Source organism: Reyranella sp. (assembly GCF_004297405.1).
GTDB lineage: Bacteria > Pseudomonadota > Alphaproteobacteria > Reyranellales > Reyranellaceae > Reyranella.
Genome location: NZ_SCVC01000021.1, coordinates 60,363 through 73,853, shown reverse-complemented (window position 1 = coordinate 73,853; position 13,491 = coordinate 60,363). Strand labels below are relative to the sequence as shown.

The window sequence follows — 13,491 nt, the reverse complement described above, 5'->3', positions numbered from 1 at the left end:
CGTCACGACCGCAAGCCAGCCTTGCTCAGACCTTCGACGATGTGTTGGAGGTCATCGGGCGCAGCATTCCATTTCTGCAGCTCGGTGCGCGCGCAGAAATTCGGCTTCACCGCGAGGATGCGGTCGACCGCGTCGCCGGCGTCGGCACGGCCGAGCTGGCCCTTCGCCGCGCCGGCCATAATATGCGTCCAGTAGAAATGTGGCAGACCGATCCTGTCGGCGTCAGCGATCACCTGCTCGTAATCCTTCCGGCTGTAGTGCAGACGGGCGGAGGAGAAGAGATACCAGCCCGGATGCAGTGGATTGAGTTCCTGTGCGCGGCGTGACAAGTCGACCCCGCGCTCGAACTGGCCCATGAACGCATAGAAGTGGCCGATATAGGCCAACGTTTCCGGATCGTTGGGATTCAGGCTCAGAGCGAGCCGAGCCTCACGCTCGAAGCGCTCGTTCTCGCCACGGAAGAAATGAACGATAGCAAGCCAGCAACGCGCGTAGGCGTTCTCCGGATCGAGCTGGGTTGCCGCCAGCGCATGCGTCAGCGCGCGCCCGACCGGATTAGGGCGCGGGTTCATCTCGAAGCGATGCTCACCAAGATACACGTTGACCAGAAGTGCATGGGCATCAGCCGACAACGGGTCGAGTTCGACGGCCTTCTCGAGCAGGTCGCGCGCTTCGGCATGCATTTCGGCGCTGAGCAGCCAAGTGTAGCGACGCGCTCGCAGGATGCAGTCATAGGCCGACAACTCGGCAGCGTTCTTCTTCAGTGCATGCCCCAGCGCCACGTTCTGAAGCTTGACGCCGAGGGTGGCAGCGACGGTGCGTGTCACCTCGTCCTGGAGAGCGAAGATGTCGATCATCTCTCGGTCGTAGTGGTCACCCCAAAGCTGAACGCCACTGGTTCCGTCGATCAACTGTACCGAGATGCGCACACGGCCAGCGGCACGGCGGACGCTCCCCTGAACGAGATATCCTGCCCGGGTACGCGCACGCGTCTGCTCGAGATCGATCGCGCGCCCCTTGAACTGGAACGACGACGCCCCGCCGATGACGCGCAGGTCGCGGAAGCGAGCGAGGTTGGTGATGATGTCCTCAGTGAGTCCGTCGGCAAAGTACTCGTCGGTATCGACAGAGAGGTTGGTGAACGGCAGCACCAGAATGAGCGGCATGGGATCGTGGACGGCTTTGGACGACAAAGCGGCCGACACGGGCTCAGATCGTATCGGCTCGTCGACCGCGACCTCGCCGCGGAATTCGAAACCTCGGCCGCGCACGGTACGAATGTAGCTCTGGTTGTCACCGTTATCGCCGAGCGCGCGGCGGGCAGATTTGACGGCACTCGAGATCGTCGCATCGGAAATGGCCCTGCCACTCCAGACGGCTTCGATCACCTCGTCCCGGCCGACAACACGGTTCGGATTACGGACGAAGAACAGGATGAGATCGAACACAAGCGGCTCGACGGGCTGCACCACATCTTTTCTGTGCAGCTCGTAACGGCCGGGGTCCACCAGATACTCGTCGAAGCGATAGCGCATCATGGCCTCGGCGACTGTTCGGCAGACATCATAGACCGTGCAATCCCGGCCGATCCAACCAGAACCTGGCCGCCCCCCGGCAATTCCCCCCGAAGAGCAACGGCAATTCCCGGCTACCCCTCAAGCAGCTCTTGAACCGATCCGGCAGGATTCCACTCGTGTCGAAGGGCGTAATGGCGCCCGGGTCAATGCGTTGACGATCGGAGAACCAACATGACCATGACGATGGAAGCCACTGCCCAGCCGGACTATGCGACGATCAAGAGCAAGCAGAACGCCGCCTGGGCGTCCGGCGACTATGCCCGCATCGGCACCACCCTGCAGATCGTGGGTGAAACGCTCGCCGAAGCGATGAACGTGCGGCCGGGATCCAGCGTGCTCGATGTCGCTGCCGGCAACGGCAATGCCACATTGGCCTTTGGCCGCCGCTTCTGCCACGTCACCTCCACCGACTATGTCGATGCCTTGCTGGCGCGCGGCCGCAGCCGGGCCGAAGCCGAGGGTCAGGACGTCACATTCAAACTGGCGGACGCCGAGCACCTGCCCTTCGATGACGGGACATTCGACGCCGTGGTCTCGACCTTTGGCGTCATGTTCACACCGAACCAGACCAGGGCCGCTCGCGAGATGCTGCGTGCCTGCCGGTCGGGCGGACGGATCGGCATGGCCAACTGGACGCCCGAGGGTTTCATAGGACAGGTCTTCAAGACGCTCGGCCGCCACGTCCCGCCGCCGGCCGGGGTAAAGTCGCCGGCTCTGTGGGGCACCGAAGCCTTCATCAAGGAGCAGTTCGGTCCCGCAGCCAGGCATATCTCAAACGAGAAGCGCTCCTTCACCTTCCGCTACAGCTCCCCTGAGCACTTCATCGATGTCTTCCGGACCTACTACGGTCCGGTGCACAAGGGCTTCCTGGCACTCGATCCGGCCGGTCAACAGACCCTCGCCAAAGACCTGATGGCCACGATCGCGAGCTTCAACAAGGCGACCGATGGCTCGATGCAGGTCCCTTCCGAGTATCTCGAGATTGTCATCGACAAGGCCTGACCGACCGGGACACCGTTGCAGGCGACGTGCCCCGATTGGTCTCGGAGCACGTCGCGGCAGCTTTAGCCCAGCTCCAGGCTGGTGACGCCGAACAAGCCGGCATAGTTCACATCGGGGTCGGCCCCGGTGTACATGCGGGCCGTCTCGAACGACGGTTTGAGGCCCATCTCCCCGGCGAGCTTCACCGCCGCTTTGTTGCGATCGGGGATGTCGATCGCGACGGTCGCGGAGCCCGTCTTCTGTGCCAGGGCGGAAACGAGGCTGCCGGCAATTTCCGGCGTGGCCGCAAACAGCGGTCCCACTCGCGATGCCGCCGCCGAACGACGCATCACCGCAAAGCCTGCCAACTCGCCGTCGCGCAACGCGACCATGGCGGCCCGCTCCGGCAGCGAAATCCACGACGCGAGAAAGGCATCCCGCGCTTCGGGAAAGAAGGTGCGGTCGTAGGCGGCGAGCTTGTCGAAGGCGATGCTGCGCGCATCAGCGAGAATCACGCCGGCCGGCGCCGGGGCCGCGGGCGCAGGCCCTTCGTGGCGGATGTTGTTCCAGGCGAGCCGAAAGCCCGATTTCTTGTAGTTCCCCTGCTGGGCCACGACGCCGTCGAGGCCGACATTGCGCCCGGCGAGCCGCGCCATGCCGGCGCGCCAGAGCTGGATGCCGTAACCTTTTCCGCGGATCGCCGGCCGCGCAATGTAGAAGCCCAGGAAGCCGAAGCCTGCACCGTACTTCACAACGGAGATGCAGGCCTGCGGTTCGCCGTCGAGACGGCCGATCAGGAAGCCGCCGGGATCGGCGGCAAAGAAGGCGTACGCATCGGTCTTGCCGGGATTCCAACCCTCAGCGTCGGCCCACTGGGCCATACGCTGAACATCGTCGGCACTGCCGACCGCGATCTCGAAGCTCATGCCTCCGAGGTTACTCTGCCGCTTTGGCCGTGGCTGCGAAAAAGCGGTTGTCGGGCCGTGGCAGGCCAAGATTCTCGCGCAGAGTCTGGCCTTCATACTCCTTGCGGAACAGGCCGCGGCGCTGCAGTTCCGGTACGACCTTGTCGACGAAATCGTCGAGGCCGCCCGGCAGGTACGGGAACATCACGTTGAAGCCGTCGCAGGCTTCCCCGACCAGCCATTCCTCCATCTGGTCCGCGATCATCTGCGGTGTGCCCAGCATGCCCAGCCCGCCATAGCCGCCGAGACGACCGGCGATCTGGCGCACGGTCAGGTTCTCGCGCTTGCCGAGTTCGATGACCCGGTCGCGGCCGCTCTTGCTGGCCTGGGTCTCGGGGATGTCGTCGGGCAGGGGCTTGTCGGGATCGAACTTGCGCGCGTCGACGCCGAGCGCAATCGAGACCGCGGCAATGCTGCTGTCGTAGTTCACCAGGCTGTCGAGCCGGGCGCGCTTCTCTTTCGCCTCGTCGAGCGACTCACCCACGACCACGAAGGCGCCGGGCAGGATCTTGATGTGATCGGGGTTGCGTCCAACACGCGCCGTGCGCGCCTTCACGTCGGCATAGAATTCCTGTGCGCCCTTGAGAGGCCCACCGGCGGCGAACACAACCTCGGCGGTCTCGGCCGCGAGCTGGCGGCCGGCATCGGACGCGCCGGCCTGCACGACAACCGGCCAACCCTGGACGGGCCGCGCGATGTTCAAAGGCCCGCGCACCTTGAGGTACTTGCCCTTGTGATCCAGCACATGCAGGCGCGCCGGATCGAAATAGAGGCCGCTCTCCACGTCGCGGATGAAGGCATCGTCGGCCCAAGAGTCCCACAGCCCCGTCACGACATCGAAGAACTCGCGTGCGCGGGCGTAGCGCTCGGCATGGGGCATCTGGTCGTCCATGCCGAAGTTGAGCGCCGCATCGGGATTGGAGGTCGTGACGAGATTCCAGCCCGCCCGGCCCTCGCTGATATGGTCGAGCGAGGCGAATCGCCGGGCGATCGTGTAGGCAGGCTCGAAGGTGGTCGAGGCTGTGGCGATCAGACCGAGATGTTTGGTCGCCATGGCAAGCGCCGGCAACAGAGTGAGCGGATCGAACGAGGTGACCGTGGCGCTCCTCTTCAGCGCCTCCATCGGCATGTTCAGCACGGCCAGGTGATCGGCCATGAAGAACGCGTCGAACTTGCCGCGCTCCAGGGTCTGGGCGTACTGCACCAGCGCCTTGAGATTGAAGTTGGCGTCCGGCGTGCCGCCGGGATAACGCCAGGCGGCGGTGTGGATGCTGACGGGGCGCATGAAGGCGCCGAGGCGGAGCTGACGTTTCTGGGTCATGGCTCCTAATCTTGCCCCCGCCCGGCGGACCGACAAGGTCCGCTCGGACGACAAGAACTAATTCAACGAATTATTTCTCAATTCAGACGATCGCGGGATGCTTTTTGTCCGTTCCCGCCGCCCGTTCCCAGGCCCGCGCCACGGCGAACACGGTGGCCTCGTCGAAGTAGCGACCGACGAACTGCACGGAAACCGGCAGGCCGCCCGTCGAGAGGCCGGCCATCATCGCCAGCGCCGGATGGCCCGTGACGTTGAACGGCGTGCGTGCCTGGCGCGGATAGGTGCGCTCGACATCGGCCGGCCTGTCGATGCGGCAGGCCGGATCCATCGAGCTGGCGCAGAGCAGCACATCGACCTCGCGCAAGGCCGCCTCGACCTCGGCGATCATCTCGAGCCGCCGGCGGCTCGCCAGCACATAGTCGCCGGAGCTCATGAAGGCGCCGGCCATCAGACGGCGACGCGACAGCATGCCGTAGTCCTCCGGCCTTTCGCCGAGCCAGGGGGCGTGGATCGACCAGGCCTCGCTTTGCAGGATGACGCGATTGACGGCGCCGAACTCGCCGAGCGTCGGCAGCTTGATCGTGTGAAGCTCCGCCCCTTCCGCTTCCAGAGTGCGCGCGACATGTTCCAGTCCCGCCGTGACCTCGGGATCAGCCGGCACGTCGGTCTCATGGAAGTGCCGCACGAAGCCCACACGCAAGCCGCGCATGCTGCGCTCGAGGCCAGCCGCGTAGTGGCCCCGAGTCGATGCAGCACTGCCGGGGTCGAGCGGGTCGTGGCCGGCGATCGCTTCCAGCATCAGTGCATTGTCGGCGACGGTGCGCGTCATCGGCCCGATATGGTCGAGCGTGAAGGAGAGCGGGAAGACGCCACGGCGCGAGACCAGGCCGTAGGTCGGCTTCAGACCAACGATGCCGCAGCAGCTCGCCGGGTTGCGCACGCTGCCACCGGTGTCCGTGCCCAGCGCCATCGGAAAGAGACCAGCGGCGACCCCCGACCCCGACCCGGAAGACGAGCCGCCGGGATGATGATCGGTATTCCAGGGATTGCGCGCCGGCGGCCAGGGCAGGTCGAAACTCGGTCCGCCGATGGCAAATTCATGAGTAGAAAGCTTGCCCAGCACGATAGCGCCGGCGCCGCGCAGCCTCTCGACGCAGACGGCATCAGCCGTCGCAACATTATCTTCGAGGATCTTCGAATGGCAGGTCGTCGGCAGGCCGGCGACATCGATGATGTCCTTGATGCCGACCGGCACGCCATGCAGCGGCCCGCGCAGGCGGCCCGAAATTGCTTCGGCTTCGGCAGCCTTGGCCGCCTGCAGCGCCGCCTCGCCATCGATGCGGATGAACGCATTGAGCTTGGGGTCGAGCCGCTCGATGCGATCGAGCAACGCCTTGGTGAGCTCGACAGGCGAAAGCTCGCGAGTCGCGATGGCGCGCGCCGCCGCGCCCGCCGTCATCCAGTGCAGATCGCTCATAGGCCGGTCCCCGCCCGCATCGGCGGCCACGGCTCCGCTCTCGGATCGGCCGGTCGTTTGATCTTCTGCGCGACATCCGCCGCCTGCTTCGCCGAAGCGGTGACGTCGTCGGGAAATTTTTCCAGTGCCTTGGCAAGGCCGGCGCGGCGCGCCAGCAACTCGATCGTTTCCTTGTCCACCTGAACTCTCCTTCGGATGGCGCAAGGTCAGCACGAGTCGTGTCATCCGTCCATCCATGCGATACACGACGCGATCGGCATCTGATGGGGAATGGCTTGGCAGTAGAACACACGACGGCAATCTTCGTGGCCGAGCTGATCCTATTGTTGTTTTTCGGGCGTTTGATCGGCGAGGGAATGACCCGGATCGGTCAGCCCGCCATCTTCGGTCAGCTCCTGGCCGGCGTGCTGCTCGGCCCCTCGGTGTTCGGCGCCCTCCTGCCGGAAGTGCGGCAGGTCATCTTTCCCAACACGCCCGCCCTGAAAAGCATGATCGATGCCGTATCGCAGATCGGCATTCTGCTTCTGCTGCTGCTGACGGGCATGGAAACCAACCTGGCGCTGGTGAACCGCAAACGCCGGGCGGTGATCTCGACGTCGTTGATGGGTATCGCGATCCCATTCGCTTGCGGCGCGGCGCTGGCCTATGCACTGCCTACCGAACTGATCCCCAACCCCGCGGCACGGCTGGTCACCGCGCTCTTTCTCGGTACGGCGCTCTCGATCTCCTCGGTGAAGATCGTCGCCATGGTGCTGATGGAGATCGGCGCCATACGGCGCGACCTCGGCCAGCTCATCCTCGCCACCGCCATCCTCGACGACACGCTGGCCTGGGTGATCATCGCCGTCATCTCGGGCATCGCCGCCTCGGGTGCCGTGAGTCTGGCCGACGTCGGCACCAGTCTCGCCCTGACCGCGCTTTTCCTGATGGCCAGCCTGACGATCGGGCGGCGCGCCGTCGCGTACGTCATCCTGTGGTGCAACGACAATCTCCGGATCGAAATGCCGGTCATCAGCGCCATCCTGGTGATCACGCTTTCCATGGCGCTGACCACCGAGCTGATCGGCGTTCATACCGCGCTCGGCGCCTTCATGGCCGGCATGCTGATCGGCCAGTCGCCCATCCTGACGGAGCATATCGAGGACGAGCTGCGCGGCTTCATCATCGCCTTCTTCAGCCCGGTGTTCTTCGCGGTCGCCGGTCTTGGCATGGATCTGCGCACCCTGTTCGATCCGACCCTGCTGCTGTTCACGCTGGCCATCATTGCCGTGGCGAGTATCGGCAAGTTTCTGGGAGCCCTGGTCGGCGGCAAGCTGGGCGGGCTGACCGGCCTCGAATCGCTGGCGCTGGCCACCGGCCTCAACGCCCGCGGCTCGACCGAGGTCATCATCGCGACCATCGGCCTGTCGATGGGTGCCCTCAGCAACCAGCTCTACACGATGATCGTCGCCATGGCCGTAGTCACGACCATGATCATGCCGCCGACCTTGCGCTGGATGATGGCGCGCGTGCCGCTGCGCGACGAGGAGGCAAAGCGGCTCGACAAAGAAGATGCCGAGGAGAACCAGGCCGTCCCGAAGATGGAGCGCGCCCTGGTCCTGGCCGACGACAGCGCCAACGGTCAGTGGGCAACGACGCTGGCCGGCGTTTTCGCCGGCCGCCAGCGGGTTCTGACGACGGTGCTGGAGCCGCCGCGGGCGGACGCAGCCGTAACGACGCCCCCAGCCAAGGACCGACTGATCAACGCGATACGATCAGCACTGGAAGATGGTCAGCCCGCAGCCCCTCCGGACGCGCCTGCAGCCCCGAAACTGCCCGCCGAGCAGTTCGTCCAGACGCGCGTGCTCACGGCCGAAGACGGTCTCGAAAAGGAAGTCGCCAAGGGCTACAGCATCGCCTTCGTTGGCATCGAAGAGCCAATCTCCTCACAGGCGCCGAAGTTCCAGGATCAGCTTCAGCGACTGGTATCCACCTTCGACGGACCGACGGCGATTCTGGTGAATGGCAACCGGGCCTTCTCGAACGTCGGCAAGCCTCTCGACATTCTGGTGCCCACAGGCGGCAGCCCGGAGGCCCGCCTTGCCACCGAGGTCGCGTTGGCGCTCGCCGGTGGCAGCCGGGGCACGCTGACCGTGCTGCACGTCTTCGATCCGAATGACGACACGATGCTCCTGCGTGGCCGTGCCCGGCGGCTGGGCCTTTCCCTGCTGGTAGACGCTCGACGACTGGGCAAACGCAGCGGCGTGTCGGTCAAGGGCCTGACCGAAACGAACAGCCAGCCGGACACCGAGATACGCCGTGCGGCTCGCCGGGGACGTCATGACCTCGTCGTTATCGGCACCTCGCTGCGGACCGGCAATACCAGGTTCCTGAGTGCCCGCAGCGTCGCCTTGATCGAGGCGCTGCGCAGCCCCGTGCTGCTGATCGCGCGCTGACGATCACATCGCGCGCGGCGGCACGCCGGCCGGCTGGCTGAGGCCCGGCGGCACCTTGTGCCAGGCGCGGCCCGACAGGATCTGGTCGCGACCGTAAGCGAAGAGCGCCTGCATATAGGCTTGGTCGAACTCCCCCTTCTTGGGATGTTCGAAGTCCGAGCCCATATAGGCCAGGTTGTAGTCGACGCCGTCCCGCTTCGTGACGAAGTAGGTGCGAATCACGTCGTTGTAGCCACTCGCGGCCAGCATTGTGTTGATGGCACGGCCGGCGATGGTGATGGTGCGGCGTTCGGCCATTGCGTAGTCGGGATCGAGACGGGCGTTGCGAATGATGTAGGCATGCCGCTCGCGCTTGAGCCCCGAGCCGGCAACGTCGATGGACGGCGGATAGAGGAAGAGCTGAGCGATGGCGCCGCCATCGACATGCATCTCCTGGTATTTCTTGCCGTCGACCTCGACGTCGATCATCACCGGCTCGAAGGCACCCGGAATAGCCGCCGAAGCACGCAGGATCTTACGTACGAGATCGAGCGAACCCGGATGGCCACTGGCGGCAATGGCGCCGATGTTCCAGATCACCGGCCGCTGCGCATCGAGATCGGTCGTGCCGATCATCAGCAGCCGACCCTTGCGATACTCCGCGGCAATAGCATCCAAAAGCGACTGGTTGGCATACTTGGCAATGACGCCAGCCAGCGGCGAGGTATCGGCCATGGCGTCGTTGAACAGGGCTGCCGCCAGGCCACGGGCGACGTAGACCTTGTCCGGCGTCATGGTCGTGTAGACTTCACGCAATTGCACATCGTAGGCCGATCCGAGGAACGCAAACGGGGCGATCAGCGCACCGGTGCTGACGCCGGTCACCATCTTGAACTGCGGCCTGGTGCCGAGTTCCGTCCAGCCGTTGATCAGGCCGGCGCCGAAGGCGCCGTTGTCGCCGCCACCGGAAACGGCCAGAAAGTATGCCGGCGGTAAGGGCCTTATCGGCTTGCCTTCGGCCTGTAACGTCGCAACCTCCCGCCGAACCGCGTTCATGCCTTCTTCGATCATCGGCTTGGGATCGCCATCGGCAAAGAAGCGCACATTCGGCAGGCCGAGCGGCTGGGCGCGCGTGGTATCGGCACGAGGCACAGCCGGCTCACGCGGCGGGATCGAGCAGCCAGCGGTGAATACCGTGGCCATCACGGCCAGCAGCGATAGATATCGTATCATGGTGAAATCTCCCCTGACCTATTTCGAGGGCTGCGGGCCGGGTTGGTTCGAGCCGTACATGTAGCTGCGAATCTTCCAGCCGCCCTGCTCGCGGCGAAAAACGACGAGTTCATCGAACGAATTGGTTGTCTCAGCACCTGACGACAGTACCTTGACCTTGCCTTTCGAGGTCGAACGCAGCCAGGCGATGTCGCCTACCACTTCGGTTTCCTGGATCGAGAAGGCGAGGTCGACCTTGAGCGCGGCGAAGACCTCCTCGTAAGCGGCCCTCAGGGCGTCGCGTCCCACGGCGGCCGGCATGTTCTCGCGCATGAACACGCCGTTCGGAGTGTAAAGTGCGACCAGTGCTTCCACATTGCCCGACCGCAGCGCGGCGGCGTAGCGCTCCATGACGGCCACCAGTTGTGCAGGGTCTGCAGAGCCCTGTGCCGCTGCACCGGAGGAGACGGCAACGAGCGCTGCGGCAACGACGAAGGCGCGGCGGGAGGGCATGACGGTGGTTCTCCGGGCTGATGGTTAGAAGCGCAGATAGGTCGAGATCCAGTAGCTCGTCGGGCTGTCCGGACACTCGATCGGGCCACACAGGGCGAAGCTGCTGACGGCATTCGCCAGCGCCATCGCGACGAGGAAATAGGCAGCGAATCGACGGATACCGCTAAAACGCAGATCAGCGTGACGACCGTCACGATCGTGATCCGGCCGGCCTCCCAGGATCATCAGCACGGCGATCCCGGCAATGACGGCCACGAACAGCAGAAAGCCCCATGTGTAGAGGTGCAAGCCGAGGACCGGCGAACCATAGGTGCCACTGCCGGGAACAATGTGCAGCAGCACCTGGCGACCCGAGACGGCCGCGCCGAACAGGGCGCCAAGCAACGAGAGCCCATAATGCAAGGGCTGAACGCCGAACCGCAGGTTGAGGACGAAACCGAACCCGCACAGGACCCAGGCGACCCGCTGCAGGTTGCAGAGGGGACAGGGAAGCTCACCGAACCAGAATTGCAGGCCAAAGGCCACGAGCAGGATGGCCGCGATGCCGATCGCGGCAGCGGCATTGCCCAGATTTGCGAGCACATTCATCGCGGCAGCCTAGAAAGCCAGAGTCAGCGGATCGGTCATGTGGTGATCGAACCACAGCACGGCCGCAACGGATGAAACGCCGAACAAGGCAATCGCCACGCCGCGATAACCCGCGCACGCGACCATCATCGAAACGCCCGCTAATAGAAAAATCAGACCGGCCATGACGCCTCTCCCCCACCGCATGGTAGGGCGGGGAACGGCCAACGCCAACAGATCAGCGCTCGAACAGGTCTCGCCAGCTGCGGGCCGCGCCGAGTGTCTCGGCATTGTAAACACCGCGTGCCACGGCGCGGGCGAGACAGTCCGCGGCCAGAGTGCCGAGTTCGGCCAGCGCCAGCGCATCGTCACCGAGATCGTGCCGGCCGGTCGCGATGGCAAAGACCGTGTCGCCGTCCTGCGGCGTATGCACGGGGCGGATCGCGCGTACCAGCCCATCCTGCGCCATGACCGCCAGCCGCTTGGCCGACGCCTTGTCCAGCCGCGCATTGGTTGCGACGACAGCGATGGTCGTGTTGGCGCGGGGATCGCTGCGGGCAACATCGGCTGGATCGTGGGTGAGATCGGCGCGGTCGTGCGACACCGCGAGACCAAGGCCGCGTGTCGGCGGCGGCAGGCCACCGAATTCCCTGCCCTGCTCCAGCGGCCAGGCCCAGAACTGCGCCATGTCGCCCATGGTCGTGTAGCCGCGGGCATTGACGGCCACGAGGGCGCCAACCTGAAGGCCGCTCGCCGGATCGACCGCCGAGGCGCTGCCGAGGCCGCCCTTGAGGTTCCCGGCCTTGGCGCCAAGCCCGGCACCGGCATTGCCGAGCGCGAAGTCCCGCGTCGCCCGGCCGGTAGCGTCGTAACCGAGATCGCGATAGGGCGGCCAGTCCCAGTGCTTGTCGCCGCCGTTCAACAGATCGAACAGGATCGCCGTCGGCACGATGGGCACCACGACATCAGCGACAGCCAGCCCGCGGCCACGCTCGCGCAGCCAGCGCATCACGCCATCAGCCGAGGAAAGCCCATAGGCCGATCCGCCGGAGAGGCAGATCGCATCGACCCGGTCGACCCTGCATGAGGGATCGAGCAGGTCGGTTTCGCGTGTGCCCGGTGCCCCGCCGCGCACGTCGACCGACGCCATCGCAGGCGTCTCACAGAGAACGACGCTGACGCCCGACCGCAGCCGCTGGTCCTCGGCATTGCCGACCAGAATGCCGTCGACGTCGGTGATCAGGTTGCGGGGGCCGTGGCGCAGCATCAGATCAGTCGAGCTGCAGGACCATCGCCTTGAGATAGGCCGTCTCGGGCAAGCCCGGATGCACCGGATGATCGAGCGCCGCGCCCGAGCTGCGCAGGATGCGGCCGCTGCGCTCGGCATCGCGCAGGCCGCGACGCACCTGTTCGGCGAACAGCGGCGGATCGACGAGATGCGAGCAGGACGCGACGAAGAAGAAGCCGCCCTTGGCGACCAGCGGCGCCGCCAGCCGCACCAGCTTGCGATAGCCCTGTGCGCCGATCTTGAGATCCTTGCGGCTCTTCACGAAGGCCGGCGGATCGCAGATCACGACATCGAAGCCGCGGCTCTTCTGCTTCTCCAGTGCCTCGAAGGCTTCCGCCTTCTCGAAGCCCACGATCTTGTCGACGCCGTTCAGCGTTGCCGCCTGTCGCGCCGCGTCGAGCGCGGGTTGCGACCGGTCGAGACAGATCACCGACTTGGCCCCTTGGTGTGCCGCCAGCACGCCGAAACCGCCGGAGTAGCTGTAGACATCGATGACGCGTGCGTCCTTGGCGAGACCCGCCATGAAGCGCCTGTTGTCGCGTTGGTCGTAGAACCAGCCGGTCTTCTGACCGCCCGACAAATCGGCGACGAACCGCGCATCGTTCTCGATGAGTTCGACGCTTCCCGCCTCGCCTTTCGCTGCCACGACTTCGCGCTTCAGGCCTTCGAGCTCGCGCACCGGCGAGTCGTTCTTGAGGATGATCGTCTTGGGCGAGAACTCGGCCTCGAGCGCTTCGAGCAGGATCGGCGTCAGCGCCTCCATGCCGGCGCTGTTCACCTGCACGACGAAGGCATCGCCGAAGCGATCGACGATCAGGCCGGGCAGGCCGTCGGCCTCGGCATGGATCAGGCGATAGTAGGGAACGCCCACCAGCCGGTCGCGCAGCGCCGCAGCCTGTGCCAGCCGCCGGCCAATGAACAGCGCATCGACGGTGGCTTCAGGATTGGAACTGAGCACCCGGGCAGCGATCAGCGAATGCGGATTGAAGGTGACCAGTCCCAGCGCCTCGCCGCCCGGCGCCCGCAGGGTGGCGAGCGAACCCGGTGGCAGCGCCTTGGTCTCGGCGTCCATGAAGATTTCGTTCGAGAAGGCCCAGGGATGGCCGGCGCGGACGCGACGATCCTCGCCGGACCGCAGCAATACGGTAGGGAGCTTCTTGGCCACTTTGATCGTTC

At 65.3% G+C, this 13,491-nt stretch carries 13 protein-coding genes; 2 read left to right on the top strand and 11 right to left on the bottom strand.

Translation table 11 applies throughout. The features are described 5' to 3' along the window. Positions 1–2 precede the first annotated feature (2 nt). Positions 3–1,538 carry a winged helix-turn-helix domain-containing protein gene (locus EPO50_RS13995; RefSeq protein WP_296344981.1) on the bottom strand — a complete coding sequence of 512 codons (1,536 nt, stop codon included), beginning with the start codon at positions 1,536–1,538 and terminating at the stop codon, positions 3–5. Positions 1,539–1,748: 210 nt separating this feature from the next. Between EPO50_RS13995 and EPO50_RS13990 the strand changes: the two genes are divergently transcribed. Further along, a complete protein-coding gene (locus EPO50_RS13990) occupies positions 1,749–2,579 on the top strand; it encodes a class I SAM-dependent methyltransferase (protein ID WP_296344979.1) in 831 nt (276 codons plus the stop codon). A gap of 62 nt (positions 2,580–2,641) precedes the next feature. Here the strand turns inward: EPO50_RS13990 and EPO50_RS13985 are convergent, their stop codons facing one another. From EPO50_RS13985 to EPO50_RS13970, 4 genes are all read right to left on the bottom strand, one after another. Next, entirely contained in the window at positions 2,642–3,484 is an 843-nt protein-coding gene (locus tag EPO50_RS13985; RefSeq protein WP_296344977.1) for a GNAT family N-acetyltransferase, read from the bottom strand. Between the two features lie 10 nt (positions 3,485–3,494). Beyond that, positions 3,495–4,844: an LLM class flavin-dependent oxidoreductase gene (locus tag EPO50_RS13980; RefSeq protein WP_296344975.1), complete on the bottom strand. Its 1,350-nt coding sequence runs from the start codon at positions 4,842–4,844 to the stop codon at positions 3,495–3,497. Between the two features lie 82 nt (positions 4,845–4,926). After that, positions 4,927–6,321, bottom strand: a complete 1,395-nt coding sequence (locus tag EPO50_RS13975; RefSeq protein ID WP_296344974.1) for an amidase — start codon at positions 6,319–6,321, stop codon at positions 4,927–4,929. Next, entirely contained in the window at positions 6,318–6,500 is a 183-nt protein-coding gene (locus tag EPO50_RS13970) for a hypothetical protein (protein ID WP_296344972.1), read from the bottom strand. The genes EPO50_RS13975 and EPO50_RS13970 overlap by 4 nt, the downstream gene beginning before the upstream one ends. Before the next feature lie 96 nt (positions 6,501–6,596). Here EPO50_RS13970 and EPO50_RS13965 point away from each other — a divergent pair, with 96 nt between their 5' ends. Next, positions 6,597–8,756, top strand: coding sequence for a cation:proton antiporter (locus EPO50_RS13965; protein ID WP_296344969.1), 2,160 nt, complete (start codon positions 6,597–6,599; stop codon positions 8,754–8,756). Between the two features lie 3 nt (positions 8,757–8,759). On the opposite strand, the gene EPO50_RS13960 is transcribed toward EPO50_RS13965, so the two are convergent. From EPO50_RS13960 to EPO50_RS13935, 6 genes are read right to left on the bottom strand one after another with little or no spacing between them, the layout of a single operon-like run. Next, positions 8,760–9,968, bottom strand: a complete 1,209-nt coding sequence (locus EPO50_RS13960) for a patatin-like phospholipase family protein (protein ID WP_296344967.1) — start codon at positions 9,966–9,968, stop codon at positions 8,760–8,762. 18 nt (positions 9,969–9,986) lie between these two features. After that, on the bottom strand, positions 9,987–10,460 hold the full coding sequence (locus tag EPO50_RS13955; RefSeq protein WP_296344966.1) for an SgcJ/EcaC family oxidoreductase: 474 nt from the start codon (positions 10,458–10,460) through the stop codon (positions 9,987–9,989). Positions 10,461–10,484: 24 nt separating this feature from the next. Then, positions 10,485–11,048: a disulfide bond formation protein B gene (locus EPO50_RS13950; protein WP_296344965.1), complete on the bottom strand. Its 564-nt coding sequence runs from the start codon at positions 11,046–11,048 to the stop codon at positions 10,485–10,487. Positions 11,049–11,057: 9 nt separating this feature from the next. Beyond that, positions 11,058–11,213, bottom strand: a complete 156-nt coding sequence (locus EPO50_RS13945; protein ID WP_296344964.1) for a DUF5993 family protein — start codon at positions 11,211–11,213, stop codon at positions 11,058–11,060. A gap of 52 nt (positions 11,214–11,265) precedes the next feature. Next, complete coding sequence (locus tag EPO50_RS13940; RefSeq protein WP_296344962.1) at positions 11,266–12,294, bottom strand: P1 family peptidase; 1,029 nt, start codon at positions 12,292–12,294, stop codon at positions 11,266–11,268. A 4-nt stretch (positions 12,295–12,298) separates the two neighbouring features. Beyond that, the gene (locus EPO50_RS13935) at positions 12,299–13,480 is read right to left on the bottom strand and encodes a class I SAM-dependent rRNA methyltransferase (protein ID WP_296344960.1); all 1,182 of its coding nucleotides are present in this window, start codon (positions 13,478–13,480) and stop codon (positions 12,299–12,301) included. Between the last annotated feature and the right edge of the window lie 11 nt (positions 13,481–13,491).

Bases quoted from the DNA above. Each gene is read 5' to 3' on its own strand.
- EPO50_RS13995 (WP_296344981.1), bottom strand. From the start codon at position 1,538: ATGATGCGCTATCGCTTCGACGAGTATCTGGTGGACCCCGGCCGTTAC.
- EPO50_RS13990 (WP_296344979.1), top strand. From the start codon at position 1,749: ATGACCATGACGATGGAAGCCACTGCCCAGCCGGACTATGCGACGATC.
- EPO50_RS13985 (WP_296344977.1), bottom strand. From the start codon at position 3,484: ATGAGCTTCGAGATCGCGGTCGGCAGTGCCGACGATGTTCAGCGTATG.
- EPO50_RS13980 (WP_296344975.1), bottom strand. From the start codon at position 4,844: ATGACCCAGAAACGTCAGCTCCGCCTCGGCGCCTTCATGCGCCCCGTC.
- EPO50_RS13975 (WP_296344974.1), bottom strand. From the start codon at position 6,321: ATGAGCGATCTGCACTGGATGACGGCGGGCGCGGCGGCGCGCGCCATC.
- EPO50_RS13960 (WP_296344967.1), bottom strand. From the start codon at position 9,968: ATGATACGATATCTATCGCTGCTGGCCGTGATGGCCACGGTATTCACC.
- EPO50_RS13955 (WP_296344966.1), bottom strand. From the start codon at position 10,460: ATGCCCTCCCGCCGCGCCTTCGTCGTTGCCGCAGCGCTCGTTGCCGTC.
- EPO50_RS13950 (WP_296344965.1), bottom strand. From the start codon at position 11,048: ATGAATGTGCTCGCAAATCTGGGCAATGCCGCTGCCGCGATCGGCATC.
- EPO50_RS13945 (WP_296344964.1), bottom strand. From the start codon at position 11,213: ATGGCCGGTCTGATTTTTCTATTAGCGGGCGTTTCGATGATGGTCGCG.
- EPO50_RS13940 (WP_296344962.1), bottom strand. From the start codon at position 12,294: ATGCTGCGCCACGGCCCCCGCAACCTGATCACCGACGTCGACGGCATT.